Annotated in this window: 15 protein-coding genes; 9 read left to right on the forward strand and 6 right to left on the reverse strand. The window is 36.3% G+C overall.

Annotation, left to right across the window (positions count from 1 at the left end; translation table 11 throughout):
* Nucleotides 1-53 precede the first annotated feature (53 nt).
* The 3 genes from PLI06_03050 to PLI06_03060 all read left to right on the forward strand — a co-directional run bounded on the left by PLI06_03050 (nucleotide 54) and on the right by PLI06_03060 (nucleotide 2767).
* Nucleotides 54-407 (forward strand): hypothetical protein, encoded by a 354-nt coding sequence (locus PLI06_03050; GenBank protein HOI76575.1) that lies wholly within the window; start codon nucleotides 54-56, stop codon nucleotides 405-407.
* Between the two features lie 65 nt (nucleotides 408-472).
* Nucleotides 473-1555: an NAD(P)/FAD-dependent oxidoreductase gene (locus tag PLI06_03055; GenBank protein ID HOI76576.1), complete on the forward strand. Its 1083-nt coding sequence runs from the start codon at nucleotides 473-475 to the stop codon at nucleotides 1553-1555.
* Nucleotides 1556-1588: 33 nt separating this feature from the next.
* Nucleotides 1589-2767 (forward strand): cofactor-independent phosphoglycerate mutase, encoded by a 1179-nt coding sequence (locus PLI06_03060; protein ID HOI76577.1) that lies wholly within the window; start codon nucleotides 1589-1591, stop codon nucleotides 2765-2767.
* A gap of 1 nt (nucleotide 2768) precedes the next feature.
* Here the strand turns inward: PLI06_03060 and PLI06_03065 are convergent, their stop codons facing one another.
* Nucleotides 2769-4097, reverse strand: coding sequence for an ATPase (locus PLI06_03065; protein ID HOI76578.1), 1329 nt, complete (start codon nucleotides 4095-4097; stop codon nucleotides 2769-2771).
* A gap of 184 nt (nucleotides 4098-4281) precedes the next feature.
* Here PLI06_03065 and PLI06_03070 point away from each other — a divergent pair, with 184 nt between their 5' ends.
* Nucleotides 4282-4803 carry a hypothetical protein gene (locus PLI06_03070; protein HOI76579.1) on the forward strand — a complete coding sequence of 174 codons (522 nt, stop codon included), beginning with the start codon at nucleotides 4282-4284 and terminating at the stop codon, nucleotides 4801-4803.
* Nucleotides 4804-4811: 8 nt separating this feature from the next.
* Nucleotides 4812-6674 carry a hypothetical protein gene (locus tag PLI06_03075; GenBank protein ID HOI76580.1) on the forward strand — a complete coding sequence of 621 codons (1863 nt, stop codon included), beginning with the start codon at nucleotides 4812-4814 and terminating at the stop codon, nucleotides 6672-6674.
* An 11-nt stretch (nucleotides 6675-6685) separates the two neighbouring features.
* Here PLI06_03075 and PLI06_03080 read toward each other — a convergent pair whose 3' ends face one another.
* The 4 genes from PLI06_03080 to PLI06_03095 all read right to left on the reverse strand — a co-directional run bounded on the left by PLI06_03080 (nucleotide 6686) and on the right by PLI06_03095 (nucleotide 9637).
* On the reverse strand, nucleotides 6686-7798 hold the full coding sequence (locus tag PLI06_03080) for a hypothetical protein (protein HOI76581.1): 1113 nt from the start codon (nucleotides 7796-7798) through the stop codon (nucleotides 6686-6688).
* A gap of 63 nt (nucleotides 7799-7861) precedes the next feature.
* Nucleotides 7862-8260 (reverse strand): methylmalonyl-CoA epimerase, encoded by a 399-nt coding sequence (gene mce, locus PLI06_03085; protein ID HOI76582.1) that lies wholly within the window; start codon nucleotides 8258-8260, stop codon nucleotides 7862-7864.
* Nucleotides 8261-8269: 9 nt separating this feature from the next.
* On the reverse strand, nucleotides 8270-9223 hold the full coding sequence (gene meaB, locus PLI06_03090) for a methylmalonyl Co-A mutase-associated GTPase MeaB (protein ID HOI76583.1): 954 nt from the start codon (nucleotides 9221-9223) through the stop codon (nucleotides 8270-8272).
* A 15-nt stretch (nucleotides 9224-9238) separates the two neighbouring features.
* Nucleotides 9239-9637 (reverse strand): cobalamin B12-binding domain-containing protein, encoded by a 399-nt coding sequence (locus PLI06_03095; protein HOI76584.1) that lies wholly within the window; start codon nucleotides 9635-9637, stop codon nucleotides 9239-9241.
* A 413-nt stretch (nucleotides 9638-10050) separates the two neighbouring features.
* On the opposite strand from PLI06_03095, the gene PLI06_03100 reads away from it, so the two are divergent.
* The gene (locus PLI06_03100; GenBank protein ID HOI76585.1) at nucleotides 10051-10515 is read left to right on the forward strand and encodes a flavodoxin; all 465 of its coding nucleotides are present in this window, start codon (nucleotides 10051-10053) and stop codon (nucleotides 10513-10515) included.
* Nucleotides 10516-10519: 4 nt separating this feature from the next.
* Here PLI06_03100 and PLI06_03105 read toward each other — a convergent pair whose 3' ends face one another.
* Nucleotides 10520-11518 carry a phosphate uptake regulator PhoU gene (locus tag PLI06_03105; protein HOI76586.1) on the reverse strand — a complete coding sequence of 333 codons (999 nt, stop codon included), beginning with the start codon at nucleotides 11516-11518 and terminating at the stop codon, nucleotides 10520-10522.
* A gap of 160 nt (nucleotides 11519-11678) precedes the next feature.
* On the opposite strand from PLI06_03105, the gene PLI06_03110 reads away from it, so the two are divergent.
* The 3 genes from PLI06_03110 to pstB are packed head-to-tail and all read left to right on the forward strand — an operon-like array spanning nucleotide 11679 to nucleotide 15421.
* Nucleotides 11679-12701 (forward strand): PstS family phosphate ABC transporter substrate-binding protein, encoded by a 1023-nt coding sequence (locus PLI06_03110; GenBank protein HOI76587.1) that lies wholly within the window; start codon nucleotides 11679-11681, stop codon nucleotides 12699-12701.
* Between the two features lie 11 nt (nucleotides 12702-12712).
* Nucleotides 12713-14614: a phosphate ABC transporter permease PstA gene (gene pstA, locus PLI06_03115; protein HOI76588.1), complete on the forward strand. Its 1902-nt coding sequence runs from the start codon at nucleotides 12713-12715 to the stop codon at nucleotides 14612-14614.
* A gap of 30 nt (nucleotides 14615-14644) precedes the next feature.
* Nucleotides 14645-15421, forward strand: coding sequence for a phosphate ABC transporter ATP-binding protein PstB (pstB, locus tag PLI06_03120; GenBank protein ID HOI76589.1), 777 nt, complete (start codon nucleotides 14645-14647; stop codon nucleotides 15419-15421).
* The last annotated feature ends 3 nt before the right edge of the window (nucleotides 15422-15424 follow it).

Below are 15424 nucleotides of genomic sequence, written 5' to 3' on the forward strand. Positions count from 1 at the left end.
AAAATCCGAATAATTTAAATATTTAATTAGAGCTAATTATTCTGGTGATAAATATGAAGAAGATTTTGATTGGTATACCGATACTATTGCTAATATTCTCTCTAGGATGTACAAGCAATGCGCCAATAACAATGAAATTCCAGCCAATGCAGTGTGAGGAAACACCATGGGAAAAATGGTATGCTGAAGGTGGCATACAATTTATCAAAGCTCCAACAGACAGTGAGCTTATAATTGCATACTACAGCAATGTTCACAAGATAGAACTTACTGAAGTAAAGAAGGTAGAATCTGGTAATGCTGTATGCGAAGCATGCAATGTTTGCCCAACAAGTTACTATTTCTCTGCAAAAGTCAAAAATTCTGATTCAGCTAAGATGGCAGAATCAAAATGGATAAAAATTTAATTAATCTTTTCTTTTTTATACAAACATTAGTTACTATTTATAAGGCAATTAATCTATATGATTTTGTGAAAATCACAGTTATCGGGGCCGGCCCGGCTGGGCTATTAGCTTCTCATTTACTTAAAAAAGCAGGGCATGAACTTAGTATAATTGAAGAGCACAAATTTATCGGTAAACCTATTTCCTGTTCTGGACTCATTGGTAGAGATTATTTTGATCACTTTGACAATTTCAATTTCAAAGCATCAATACTAAACAGAATTGATGGCGCTATAGTCAATTTTGGGAATGATTCATTTGAACTTAAAAGAAAAGGGGTATCCTATGTAGTTGATAGGTCGGCGTTTGACCAAACACTTTCAAAAGGTCTTGAAGTTTCTTTAGATGAAAGATTTCAATCATTTGATAGGAACAAAGAAAAGATTTCCATAAAGACAAACAAGAGGAAATTTAACACCGATTTGCTTATCGGCTCAGATGGACCATCATCTAGAGTTAGGGCTCAAGAATTTGATTACAAGCTAAGATACTACAAAGGGTATCAGGTAAGGATTAAAGCTGATTTGGATCTAAATAATTTTGTTCAAGTTTATTTAGAAAAACCTTTTTTCACTTGGATAATCCCGGAAGGTGATGGGATATACAGGATGGGCACTGTTTCAGACAATCCTAAAGAAACCCTTAGGAAGTTTATCTTTAAGAAAAGCATCAAAGGAAAGATAATTGAAGTTCAGGCGGGAGTGATACCAGTGGGCAGGGGGGATGTCTACAAAGATAGAGTATTCTTATTAGGTGATGCAGCGTGTCAGGTGAAACCTTTGTCAGGTGGTGGGGTGTACTATGGCTCTCTAGCTTCTGAGGCCCTAGCTAAATCAATAATCTCTGGTGAATGCAACGATTATTCAAAAGAGTGTTATAGATTAATAGGAAAGGAAATATCTAAGGGTTTATTCATGAGAAAGATCTATGAGAATCTAAGTGAAAAGGAACTCAGCAAAATATTTGAGTTTGTTAAATCAAAAAAACAAATCCTTGATGAACATGGAAGTTTTGATGAACATTACAAAACTATTTTTTCCTTGATAAAAGACCCCAAAGCATTATCTTTTCTGCCTCTTTTTATCAAAACATATCTTAGAACTTTCTAAAACCTTTTAAAGACGCTATAAGCATTTTGTGACATGAAATACATAGTGGTATGCGGAGACGGAATGGCCGATTATCCTCTCGAGGATAGAGGGAACAAAACAGTTCTTGAGCTTTCTGATATCCCAAACATAAACATGATTGCAAAGGAAGGTGCCATGGGGGAACTAAAAACAGTGCCCAATGGATTTGAAGCGGGATCTGATGTTGCAAACCTTTCAATTTTAGGCTACGACCCTAAACAGTACTATACTGGAAGAGGGCCTCTTGAGGCATATAGCATTGGTGTTGAACTTGAAGAAGGCGATATAGCATTTAGGTGTAACATTATTACAGAAGAAAACGGCATTATCAAAGATTATTCTTCAGGCCACATCACAACACCCGAATCAACAGAGCTCATAAAAAAAGTATCTAAATCATTTGACATTGGAAAGTTTTATCCTGGAGTAAGTTATAGGCATTTATTTGTCTACAAAGGAGAAAACAGTTTCACCTGCACTCCACCGCATGATGTAGTCGGTCAAAAGGTATCTGATAATTTAATCAAAGGTAAAAATGCCGATATATTGAACAAAATGATGCTTGACTCAAAAAAGATATTAATGGAACACCCTGTCAACAAAAAAAGAATATCTCAGGGCAAAAATCCAGGCAATATGCTATGGCTTTGGGGCCAGGGAAAGAAAGTACCGATGGAGCCATTTTTCCAAAAATTTGGGATGAAGGGCGGCGTAATCTCCGCGGTAGATCTGATAAAAGGAATTGGATATGGCGCAAAAATGAAAGTTATTGATGTCCCTGGTGTAACAGGTTTCATTGATACAAACTATGAAGGAAAAGCAGACTATGCCGTTAAAGCACTTGAAGATATTGATTTCATATACATACATGTCGAAGCCCCAGACGAAGCTGGGCACTCCGGAAGTCTTGAGATGAAGATTAAAGCAATTGAGGATCTAGACAAAAGAGTCGTTGGCAGACTTTTAGACAAACTTGAAGGTAAAGGATTTGACTACAACATAAGTATAGTAGCTGACCACCCGACACCTATTAAGCTAAAGACACACGTCTCAGACCCAGTACCGTTTGCAGTTTACTCAGAAAAAATCAAAAAAGACAGCACATCTTGCTACACCGAAAAAGAAGGAAAGAAAGGCAGATTCGGCTTAATCAACGGAAGTGAATTCATAGGACTTTTAAAGAAGCAATAATTTACTTTTTTGTTTCCTTTTTGCTTTCTTTAGATTTGTCGCTTTCTTTTCTAATAGATGCCCTAACCATCTGGATAACGGAGCTATTTATCTGGTATTTCCCCTTTTCGCTTGTCAAAATACCCATTGCAACTAGCTCTTCCAGTTTGGTATACTGCTTTGTCACCGACTCTTGGGTGTCCTTTGCGAGCTGGATGTATGTCACTGGGCCTCCGCCATACTTCTCAATGATTATCCTGACATCTTCCCTCAAATCTGAAGGAACTCTTCTAATGTATTCTTCAACTGACGATGGTCCTGTTAAAACCTTTGCGAGGTATCTGTCATCTATAAATTCCACAAAGTTATCTCTTGTGGCTGTAAACAATGTGGTATGTAGGAGCTTTAGTAACTCCCTTGGATTTCCCTTTGACATGCTGTTTGCAAGAACTATGGCACTTTCCTCAAACGGGTAAAGTGGATTAATTATTGATTTTCTCCTGTTGTATTCAAGCCTCTTTTGGACAAGTTTTACTGCCCTCTCGTCTGTGAGGGGTTCTGAGAACAATTCATTATGGAGCCTTGCTACAAAGGCGGGGTTAATTTCCCTAATCCTCTCATACGCATTATTGGTGCAGGCCATGATAAAGACGCTTGATTCAGGCATGTTGCTGATAAATTCCCTCAAGAATTCAAAGAAAAGAATAAGATCCGTATTTGAGGCCGTCAGGATGTTTTCCATTTCATCAACTATGAGTGCAGACCTCTTGTATTCTCCTAAATAATCTATTAGCTGATTTCCAATGTCTTGGGAATTATAATTTGCTCTTGTAAGCTCAGAATCTTCATATTCCTCTACAACAGGAGCAATTTTCTCTTTCCCTGAAAAGAATCTCTTTATTTTCTGGAAAAATGAAAGATTTTCTTCTTGGTATGGCTCCGCATAAGCCTCTCCCCCAAGCTCAGACTCTCCAGCAACTTCTTCAAGAGTTTGTTGGGCTTCCTCTTCATCTTCATATTCAGAAAAATATGAGAAAATATCAAGAGTTGTTTTAATAATATCATTTGAGTCAATCTTTTGATAGATTGACATTCCTCCAGACTCCTGTATGAGTTTATGGACACCTTTTAATCTCTGAGTTTTTCCTGATCCCAAAGGACCAACAAGTGAAAGTGCTATTCCCGAGTTTTCCCCAATAACATCAGAAAGAATATCTGCGATACGGGAATCTATCTCTTGAGAAACATGAATCTTTTCGATATCCCTTATGGCCTCAGACGATAGATCTGTAAAGGGGTTTTTTTCTAGTCCAAATCTCTCATATGAGGAAGAAACATCTATCTTAAACATAAGTATCCCATTATTACAGTTATTTATTAAAGATTACCATCTTTATACATTAGTTTGATTTATATTAAAAAATAATAATGTAAAAAACTATTTAAAGATTTCGGTAATCGTCTTTTTCTCCTTTATCCAATAAATATTTTACTTTATGGAAAAAGTTATAAGTAATTTTAAATAAATTTTAGTAATGGCTTCTATAGAAACCCTCCTATCTCAGTATTGGATGATAATATTCTCAGCATTAATTGTATTATTTGTATTACTAATTTTCCTTGTTAGATTTATTTCCAATAAGAAAAAGGGTCAATCGGGAATCCCTGAGCATAAAGCAAAAGAAAAAACATCTATCTTTAGCGTTGGCAAAGAAAAGGCAACTGAACCAGAGGTTAAAAAAGAAGAACCAATAACACAAAAATATGACACATCTCCAATAACTATCCCAGAAGTTGTTGAAACACCAAAAGTTCAAGAGCGAAAAAAGATTAACACTTGGGCAGACTTTGTTATTGAAATCGATAATTTGACAAATAGCCTCGTAGACGCTAAAGCTCATGAATACTTCAAGTTGAGCCAGATGTATCGAGAGTTAACAAGATTCTATTTTGATAATATACAAAACCCCAACATTGGAAAAGCTGACATGGACAACGCTTGGAAAAAACTTGAGGCGTGTTACAGCAGAATCCAAAAACTTTTAGAAAATATTTAGGTGTTTTAATGAATAAAAAAATATTGGCAATTTTTTTGCTTAGCATACTATTCACTGGTTTGTTGCCAGTTTTATTATCACAAGAAGATGGAAAATCTATTACAATTAAGGTACCGGCAGTTAAAAGGACAGATGCTGGGCTAGAAGGCGCAGTTTTTGATGCCACAGTTCTAGTTAAACCTGGTACTGGAAGGGTCTTTGTTGATACCTGGCCACTCTCTGAACTTGATACTCAGGCTTCTTGCAGATTTGCTTCTGTAGTCGCTTCAGACATACTAAAGGTGCCTCATTCCAAATACGATTATTTCTATACAATTAGAGCAGATTCGCCCATAATTGGTGGCCCTTCAGCCGGAGCGGCACTCACCATAGCCACTATAGCCTCAATTAAAGGACTCGATATAGATCCAGAGGTCATGATGACCGGTATGATTAATCCTGACGGCACCGTAGGCCCCGTTGGGGGAATATTGGAGAAGGTAATGGGTGCAAATGCAAAAGGGATAAAGGTATTTCTTATACCAAGCGGGCAGTCTGTCATCCAAATAATTGAAGAGAATAATATTGATACTGTTAACGTAATTGAGCATGCAAAGAGTCGTTGGGGGATAACTGTCATTGAAGTTGATGATGCGGTAGATGCACTATGGTATTTTACAGGGTATAGGATAAAAGAGGATAAGCCTCCTGCCAACGTTGTTGTTAATACTGATTTTGTCAAATCAAGAGCACTTTCTGAATTTGTTGCGGTAGAGAAACTTTCTATCACTACGAGCCATAAACTAAATTCTGAGACTATAGGCTATAGGGAATATCAAACGCTAAATGATTTCTTAACCCGGGCAAATTCAAATATTGAAAAGGCTAAAGAAAATCTTTCCGAAAAGAGGTATTACAGTGCTATGAGCAATATCTTTAATGCTAAAATACAGTTGAACTATATTAGCGACTCAATTGACGTTATGATAAATAAGAATTCAACTATCGTCAAAAATAAGATTGAAGTAGCCCAAAAAGAATTAGATGAAGCAAACCAACTAATAACAAATGAATCGGCAAATATCCGAGGTATTACTTCATTTGAATGCCTCGCAGCATCTGAAAAAAGGGCCATCGAAGCTGAGAATTTAATAGCCGATGCTTGGAAAAATTTCTACAATCAAAAATATTATGATGCTATTTATTACGCAAACTTTGCTCAAGAAAGAGCAAAAACTGCAAAATTGTGGATGGATGTAAGCAAGAAAAATTCCAAGGGGGAAAACATAATTGATGAATCGCAAATTAAGTACAATGCAAGCCAGAGAATTGAGGATGCAAGACTAAGCCTTGTTTACGCACAAACTTTAATTGGTCAGAATACATTGCTTACCCAAAGTGCCGAGTTACTCACAGCAGCTGAAAATGAATATGAAAAAGGAAAATATGCGGCCGCCATTTTTGATGCTATTGACAGCAAGGTGAGATCCAGTGTTTCAATTGAGCTATGGTCTTCAGGAGAAGAAGTGATAAAACAAAGACTTGAAAGGGCAAAAGAGCAAGCAGGGGGAGCAATCTATCTTGCAAGAAAAGACGGCGGAGAGCCTTTAATGGCTGAAAGTTACTTTGAGTATGCCTCTACATTTGAAGAATCTGATAAGATAGGTTCAATAATTCTTTATAAATACTCTAAAGGCGTGGCATTTGCACTTAGATTCTTAGAGCCTCTAGAAGAAGCGTCTCCTCAACAAGAGGTACAAATTGAAAAATCTTCAACTTTGACAACAACTAAATCCTACGCTTATGTTGGATACTTTATTGCAGGATTGCTTATGGGATTAATAATTGGCGGGATAGCCATATTTTATTCAAAAAGAGAAATTTATAGATAAAAAAAATATTTTTAAATTTCTCCTCTATCTTTTGTTCGTATAGTTCCTTCTAGAGTTACGCCGCCACCTATCTTTATGGATCCTCTGTACTCTATTCCCTCACTGATATGGGTTCCATCCATTAAATTAACTGAACCATCTGAAAGAACCTTGCTAACATTACAATTGTGACCTATTGTAACATTTCCTTTTGCTTTGATTGTTTTTGCGTCACTGTTGGCACCTAATATGACTTCTCCATCTGAGATTATGTCTTTCATTACTTTGCTGTTCTCGCCTATTGTAACATTTCCATTTGCTTCAAGTTTTGTTTTTATTACTGCTTCACTACCTAAGAACACGTCGCCGCCAGCAATAAATTCGCCGCCTATCTTTATCCTTTCCCCACCTTTAACGTCTCCAGTAGTTTTGATTGATACAGGTATAACACTGCCATTTGAAATAAAAGCATTGCCTGCAAAAATCTCTTCTCTAATTTCGGCTTCTTCACCCATAACTAGGGATCCGTCACATTTTACAGCTCCTTGAACTGTAGTTCTGTCCCCTAGGGTAACATTCTTTCCGGCTATTATATCTCCTTTAATAAGGGCATCGTTCTCAATTTTTACGTTCTCTTTAGTTTTAAGTCCACCCTTTACTATTACGCCTTCGCTTATTTCAATGTCCTTCTCAAAGGCATCCAAAACTATTACTTTGCCTCTTTCTGTTTCTTCCATCTGCCTGTTGAGTTCTTCGTTTATTGATTTTACCCTTTCAAGTTCTCTCTGAACATCTTCTATTAATTCTTCTTTCTGTCTTATCTCGATTATTTCCTTTGATCTCTCATTGTTTAATTCTGATTTATACTTGTCTCTTTCTTCACTTATTTCTTTTATGACATCGTGAGTTCTCTCTTCAACTTCCTTGTATTTATCTTCAGCTTCTTTTAGTTTGCCCATGAAATCTTGATTTTCTCTGGTAATCTTTTCAAATTTTTCTTTGATGATCTCTATGTTTTCGTATTCTTCTTCATAAACCTTAAGTTGCATCTTGAGAGCCCTGTTTTCCTTTTCAATTTCTTCTATATTCTGCGTGAGTATACTCAATTTTTCATCTTTTTCACTACTACCACCAAAAAGGCCCATTTAAACTCCTCCTAATATATAATAAAATGCCGATATGCAGTATATATCTCTTCTTATTTAAATCTATTTCTCATATAATTCTAATAGTATGCCATGAGTGCTTTTAGGGTGTACAAATGCCATCTTAGACCCGCCAGCACCTTTTCTTGGGGTTTCGTCAATAAGTTTTACTCCCTTATCTTTCATAAATCCTATGCTTTTTTCTATATTATCTACTAAAATTGCAATGTGGTGTATCCCTTCCCCTCTTTTTTCTATAAATTTTGCAACTGGTCCATCTGGTGAAGTTGGTTCCAAAAGTTCAAAATGAACCCCCCCTATATCAAGAAATCCAACCTTGACTTTCTGCTCAGGGACTTCTTCTATATTCTCCACTTTTAATCCAAGAGCATCTTCATAAAAATTCAATGACTCTTCTAAATTATTCACAGCTATCCCGATATGGTCTATTTTTTTTATCATTAAATCACCTCAAATAAACTTTTTTAATCGTGGAATTAATTCTTCAATAATCATGTAAGGATCTTTTTCTCTATTTGCTATTTTTTTAGCAAGTTCTTCCATCTCTTTTTCGCTTATAGTATCGTATAGATTTTTAATAAATAGATTCTGGAGTATATTTATTAATTCAGTTTTACCTCTAATAATCCTTTTTTGCTCATGGTGTCCGGATTCAATCAGATACTTGTGATGATTTTTTATTGATTCATAAAGATCATCTGTGCCATCATCTTTGTTCCCGTATGTTTTTATTATGGGTGGGGTCCATCCCCCTTTTTTCTCTGAAAGTTCAAGCATCATCCTGATTTCAATTATACATTTCTCAACACCCTCGATGTCTGCCTTATTGACGGCAAATATGTCGCCTATTTCCATGATTCCTGCTTTTAGTGTTTGGACACTATCCCCCATACTCGGGACTGAAACAACAACAACGGTATCTGCTACCTTAACAATATCAACTTCCACCTGACCTGCACCGACTGTTTCAATTATAATCACATCTTTTCCGAAGGCATCAAGAGCTTTTATAGTATTTCCAGTCGCTTCAGAAAGCCCTCCAAGATTCCCTCTAGTTGCCATACTTCTAATAAAAACATCTTTGTCGGTATAGTGTCTCTTCATTCTTATTCTGTCTCCAAGAATCGCCCCTCCTGTGAAAGGGCTCGTAGGATCAATAGCGATAACTCCTATTTTAAGGCCATCATTTCTGTAGCAGGATATCAACTTATCAACAAGGCTACTCTTACCTGAACCGGGAGGCCCGGTTATACCTACAATATGGGCATTGCCGGTCAAATTATGTATTTGAGGAATGATATAAGCAGAAGAAGAGGAATCATTTTCCATTAAAGTAATAATCTTCCCAAGTGCCCGTCTTTCTCCTGAGCTCATGCGTTTTATTAGTTCATCAAATGAGTTCATTTTAGGCACTCTTTATTATTTATTAGTCATTTCTTTTATATATGTGACAATTTTCTCAGTACTCGTTCCAGGCCCAAATATTTTCTTAACTCCAATGTCAGTGAGGTAGGGCATGTCATCCTCAGGGATAATGCCTCCGCCAAAAATAGGAATATCCTCTGCACCTTCTTTCTTTAGAAGTTCTATTACCTTTTTAAACAGATGATTATGGGCCCCAGATAAAATACTGAGCCCTATGGCATCTACGTCCTCTTGCAAAGCTGTTTCCACAATGCTTTCAGGAGTTTGTCTGAGTCCAGTATAGATTACTTCCATTCCTGCATCTCTCAAAGCTCTAGCAACTACCTTCGCCCCTCTATCATGGCCGTCAAGCCCTGGCTTTGCTATCAATATCCTTAACTTTTTTTCTGGCAATAAAAGCCCCCCATTTTCATATAAATATATTCTTAAAATAGTTTTCGGTTAGTATCTCTCTATTATAAGAATCATTATATTATATGGGTCTAAATTTAATTATATCAAAAAAGATTAATTAGTATATTTAATCTTCATCGTAGTCTTCTTCAGGAATGAAGAGAGGCTGCTCATCGTCTCTGTCCTCAACGGGAAAGTTAATCTGCGGTTCAATTATAGGTATCTCCTCCATTTCTTTTAAAACAACTGGCCGTATTTTTTACTCGTCCAGAAAAATAGTATTATCAGGGATATATAAGACTTATCTATAATATTTCAATAGTATTTGCTGTTCTAATTTCTACTTTAAAGGTATCATTGGCCAATATTTGATTCTCATAAGACTTATAAGTGCTAAAAAAAAATTCGCTATTATGAAGACACTTGTTGTTTATTATTCTAGGTCTGGAAATACTAAGAAAATAGCAGAAGAGATTTCTAGTAAGATGAAGTGCGACATCGAGGAAATAATAGATAATAAAAACAGGAAAGGAATAATAGGGTGGCTAAAGTCTGGGAGAGATGCACGTTCTAAAAACCTAACTAGTATAAAAGAAATGCGAAAAACCCCAGAAAGATATGATCTTCTTGCTATTGGAACTCCTATATGGGCTGCACTCATGGCGCCTGCAGTTAGAACCTATATTAACGAAAACAAAGGTAAGTTCAAGAATGTGGCATTCTTTTGCACTTGTGGTAGTTCTGGCGATTCCACGGCATTCGGTGACATGGAGGATTTTATAGGAATTACTCCATTGGCAAAATTAACTCTTACAAGGAAAGATCTTAAAGGAGATCATGAAGACAAATTAAAAATGTTTATTAAAGGGATAAAATAAATATTTAATTTTTTAATATCAAATAATTGATGGTAAGCTCTGAAATGTCCCCAGAGTATTCGCCTGTTCTCCTGATGCTTTCAACTATATATACTACAGGAATAGCTTCAATTCCCAGATTTAAAACCTTGTTATTTATTTCTTCACATTTTCCCAATAATTTATCTACAGCATCAATATTTTCATTAGCTTTTTTGATATTCTTTTTGAAATGTGATTCAAAACTCTTTGAAAGAATATCCAGGGCTAGAGTACTTGCTGATTCTATATCTTGAATTATGTCTGGATTGAGTTTGCCTATTACTTTTAGAACATTCTCACCAAGAATAGATGCGTGGTCTCCAATTCTTTCCAAAATTCTGCTTATTAAAAAGAAATAACTTGCTTCTTCCTGACTCAAGCCCATTTTCTTTGAAAGCAATATATCAGTAAGAATGACATTATATTGGTGTGTAGCGAGCCAGTAGAGTCTATCTACCTCAAAATCCCTTGAAACAACATTTTGGGCCAATTCTTTATTATTAGCTTTTAGAGATTTAATTGCATCCTTGTGCATGCTTTCAACAAGGGAATACATCCTTTTAACCGTCTTTTCAAAAGGCATCTCCATTGGGCTTAATAGATCTTTCACAACAAAAAGATTTGGCTCCTCATCAACAATCTCTGGACCTATTGCAATTTGTGTAAACATTCGAATTGCTTCTCTGATCTGGGGGGGCATTGTTTCATTGGATCTTATTGCAATATCGGAGTACCCCATAACATAAGCGCCTACAAGTAGCCTAAATAGATAGGTTTTATCGGTATCCGCATCAACAATATATTCCTTTTGTTTTCTTTTTTTCTCAATTACTTTGTCTGGGGTTACAAGTAGAGTTCCATCCTTCTGAACTATGAGGCCGAGTGAATCATTCTTCTTTATGTTTAAAGATTTAATCCACTCTTTAGGCAATGTAATGACATAAGAAGAACCGCCGGTGATTTGAACTTTTCTTATTTCCATTTTATCGATTTATTGATTTCTATTGATTATATAAATATTTCTGTATTAATACTATAGAATATATATAGGTATTGAGAAAATAATTTGATATGTATATTTATATACTATAAGTCGACAAGTATTATAAGAGATCTAAAGTTAATTAATTCGGTGATTAGCTATGGATAGAAGAAGAATAGGAGTGTTTGGATTATTGACGGGGATTATTGTTTTTGGTATGGTCTTTTCCGGTTGTACCCAAAACACATCGCAATCAAATATAAAACTCAGCCAGACAGGCTCAAGCACAGTTTTGCCATTAGCAATATACTGGGCAGAACAATTCGAAGGTGCACAGATATCTGTTTCTGGCGGTGGATCAAGCCACGGATTGAACTCCTTACTCAAAGGAGAGACTGACCTAGGAGATGCAAGCAGGTTACTGAAAAGTTCAGACTATAAGAGCATAGGCTGTGACGAAACATTGGTCAATTCAGATGGCACTGCAACAGCGGCTTGCAATGGTGTTCTTCCAACAAAATGGGTTGTAGCTTATGATGTATTGGCCGTAGTTGTGAGCAATGAAAATACTTGGGCAAATGAACTTACATTTGACCAACTATACAAGATTTTCACAAACGACAATCCTGCAGTTTACTGGGATGAAGTGCCTGGATTAAAGGAGAAAGGCGCACCTCATGCAAAGATAACTATCTACGCACCAGACGAAGCAAGCGGAACATACGATTATTTCTTCGAAAGCACCATAAAAGACTGGGGAAAAGTAACTCAGGTAGCAAAGACAAGGCTGGAATCTGGCGATGGGGTATACAACCCAAGTGCAGACGATAACGTTATCCTTGATGCAATAAAATCAAACAAATACGCAATAGGTTACTTTGGATTTGCATACATAATTGAAAATCCAGGTCAATTAAAAGTAGTCAAGATTGCCAAGAAATCAGGAGATACATTTGTTGAAGCATCAATTGAAAACGTAGAAAAATACCCAATGGCAAGGCCCTTACACATATACACAAACGGCGTACCAACTAATTCAACAGACAAGGGAAAAGCTATAAATGCATACCTAAAATACATTTTAAGTGAACAGGGACAAAATATCGTGCCACAAGTTGGATATGTTAAGGTATCATTAGTCGACCCAACAATAATACCCGCACAACTTTCAAAATTAAACTAAGAGTGACCCTAATGTTAGGTAAAACCAATAGAGCATACTTCAATGGGAATAATCCCTTTCATAAAAAAGTGGATTTAAAAGAAGCAGTGATAGTTAAGTTGATATTCATTGCAGCAAGTCTTGCAATACTAGTCAGCCTAGCTATCTTGTATACATTGGTGAATGGCTCTATTGAATTTTTTTTAAGTCCAAAAGTAAGTATTCTACAGTTTTTTACGGGTACACAATGGACGCCCAACGGAACAGATCCAAGTTTTGGTATCCTTCCTTTACTCTCAGGTACAGTTCTAATTGCCGGGGGGTCCATTCTGATTGCAACACCTCTTGGAGTAGGGGCTGCAGTTTACCTCACTCAATTTGCGAATAAAAAAATTAGTTCTATAGCTAAACCTATTATTGAACTATTGGCTGGTATACCCTCAATAGTATACGGATTCTTTGCCCTTATAGTAATTAGTCCAATCTTAAGAGAATATTTCGGGGCCAGTTATTTTAACGCTGCTAGTGCAATCATAGTGATGTCGATTATGATTCTCCCAATAATTGTTAGTGTTTCAGATGACTCTATGAGGGCCGTTCCTAGGGAATTGAAAGAAGGAAGTCTTGCAGTAGGGGCAACAAAATGGGAAACTGCAATTAAAGTTGTAATGCCAGCTGCTTCAAGTGGGATAATTGCTTCAATTCTGCTTGGTTTAGCAAGGGCTTTGGGCGAAACAATGGTGGTGGCATTGGCTGCTGGAAATGTAGCAAAACTTACTCTAAATCCCTTAAATCAAGTTCAAACTATGACTGCTTATATAGCGCAAGTAGCAACTGGAGATATCCCTCCTGGATTGGCCGTTAGCGCAGCATTTGCAATCGGTCTTGTATTATTTGCAATTACATATGTGATTAATTATATTGCGGGACTTGTCGTTTTAAGAATTCAAAACGCCGGTGGAACAGCTTCAAACAAAAAGAAAAAAATAAATTTAGTAAATCCTCTTGGTAATAAATCAAATACAAAACTAACTTCTTCTCAAATTAATAATAATCTGGAAATCAAAAAAATTGAATCAGAAAATACCTTGGGATTTAGGCATAAAATCGGTAAAATAGGTATAGTTTCAGTTGGGTCTTGTCTAGCATTTGCAATAGTTTTCTTAGGTTTTTTGATGTTTTCTATTCTGGAGCAAGGATTATCTGGAATTAATATTAATTTCTTAACATCATATCCAAGTTCTAATCCTGCAATAGCAGGAATATATCCAGTTATTCTTGGATCAATCTATCTTGTTGGGCTGGCCATGATTTTCTCTTTGCCCGTAAGTGTTGGGGCAGCTGTTTACCTCACTGAATTTGCAAAAGACAACGCCTACACAAGAATTTTAAGAAGATTAATACAAAACTTGGCAGGAGTCCCGTCAATTGTATTTGGATTAGTTGGATTAACTGTATTCGTTCGTATCTTTGGATTTGGGACTAGTGTGCTATCGGGCAGTTTGACTTTATCATTGATGATTATGCCAATTATAATAGTCACTACCGAAGAAGCTCTAAAGGGAATTCCAAAATCATTTAGGGATGCGGCTAGAGGGCTTGGCGCTACGAAGTGGCAGACAGTAAGACATCATGTCATACCATATGCATTACCCGGAACTCTAACAGGTTCAATATTAGCGCTCTCTAGAGCTATAGGTGAAACAGCACCTATTTTGTTCATAGCATCGGTGTTTGCTAAAACTGCTCCAGGTAGCATCTTTGATGGATTCTTGGCATTGCCAGTCACAATTTTTTTCTGGACAAGACACCCTAAATTACAGTTTCAAAATCTTGCTGCTAGTACGATAATAATATTATTGATAATTTTATTCGCAATGAATCTCTTGGCTATGATTATTCGTCAGCGTTCACAAGCCAATAGGGATTGGTAGATATGATATTAAATTGTTTGGTGATAATGGATGGAATCTAAAGAAAAAAAGGACAATGGAGCCTTGGTAATATCAAATTTGAATGTTTATTATTCCGATATGCTTGCAGTTAATAAAGTTTCATTGAGTATACCAAAAAACAAGGTGACAGCTTTCATTGGGCCAAGCGGCTGTGGGAAAAGCACGTTGCTTAGAGCACTTAATCGTATGAACGAGGAAATCGATGGCTGCAGAATGGAAGGTAAAGTAATTTGGAAAGGATTGAATATACTTGATCCAAAAGTGGACCCTGTGGCCTTGAGAAGTAAAATTGGCATGGTCTTCCAGAAACCAAATCCTTTTCCCCGATCTATATATGATAATATTGCATACGGCCCAAGAATTCATGGTATTAAAAATAAAAAAGATCTTGACACAATTGTTGAAAAAAGTTTAAAAGATGCAGCTCTTTGGGACGAAGTTTGTGAAAGATTAACGGAATCGGCAATGGGATTATCCGGGGGGCAACAACAGAGACTCTGTATTGCAAGAGCTTTGGCTATCCAGCCAGATATTATATTAATGGATGAGCCGTGTTCAGCACTAGATCCAATTGCAACAACAAAAATAGAGGATTTAATTGATGAACTAAAGAAAGAATATACTGTCGTGATTGTTACACACAACATGCAACAGGCGGCTAGAATAAGTGATTATACAGTTTTAATGTATTTAGGGAAGCTCATAGAATTTGGAGAAACTCAACAGATATTTGAAAATCCTAAAGAGGAATTAACTGAAAAGTATATAATGGGAAGATTTGGGTAGGTT

Origin of the sequence: Methanofastidiosum sp. (assembly GCA_035362715.1) — an archaeon.
GTDB lineage: Archaea > Methanobacteriota_B > Thermococci > Methanofastidiosales > Methanofastidiosaceae > Methanofastidiosum.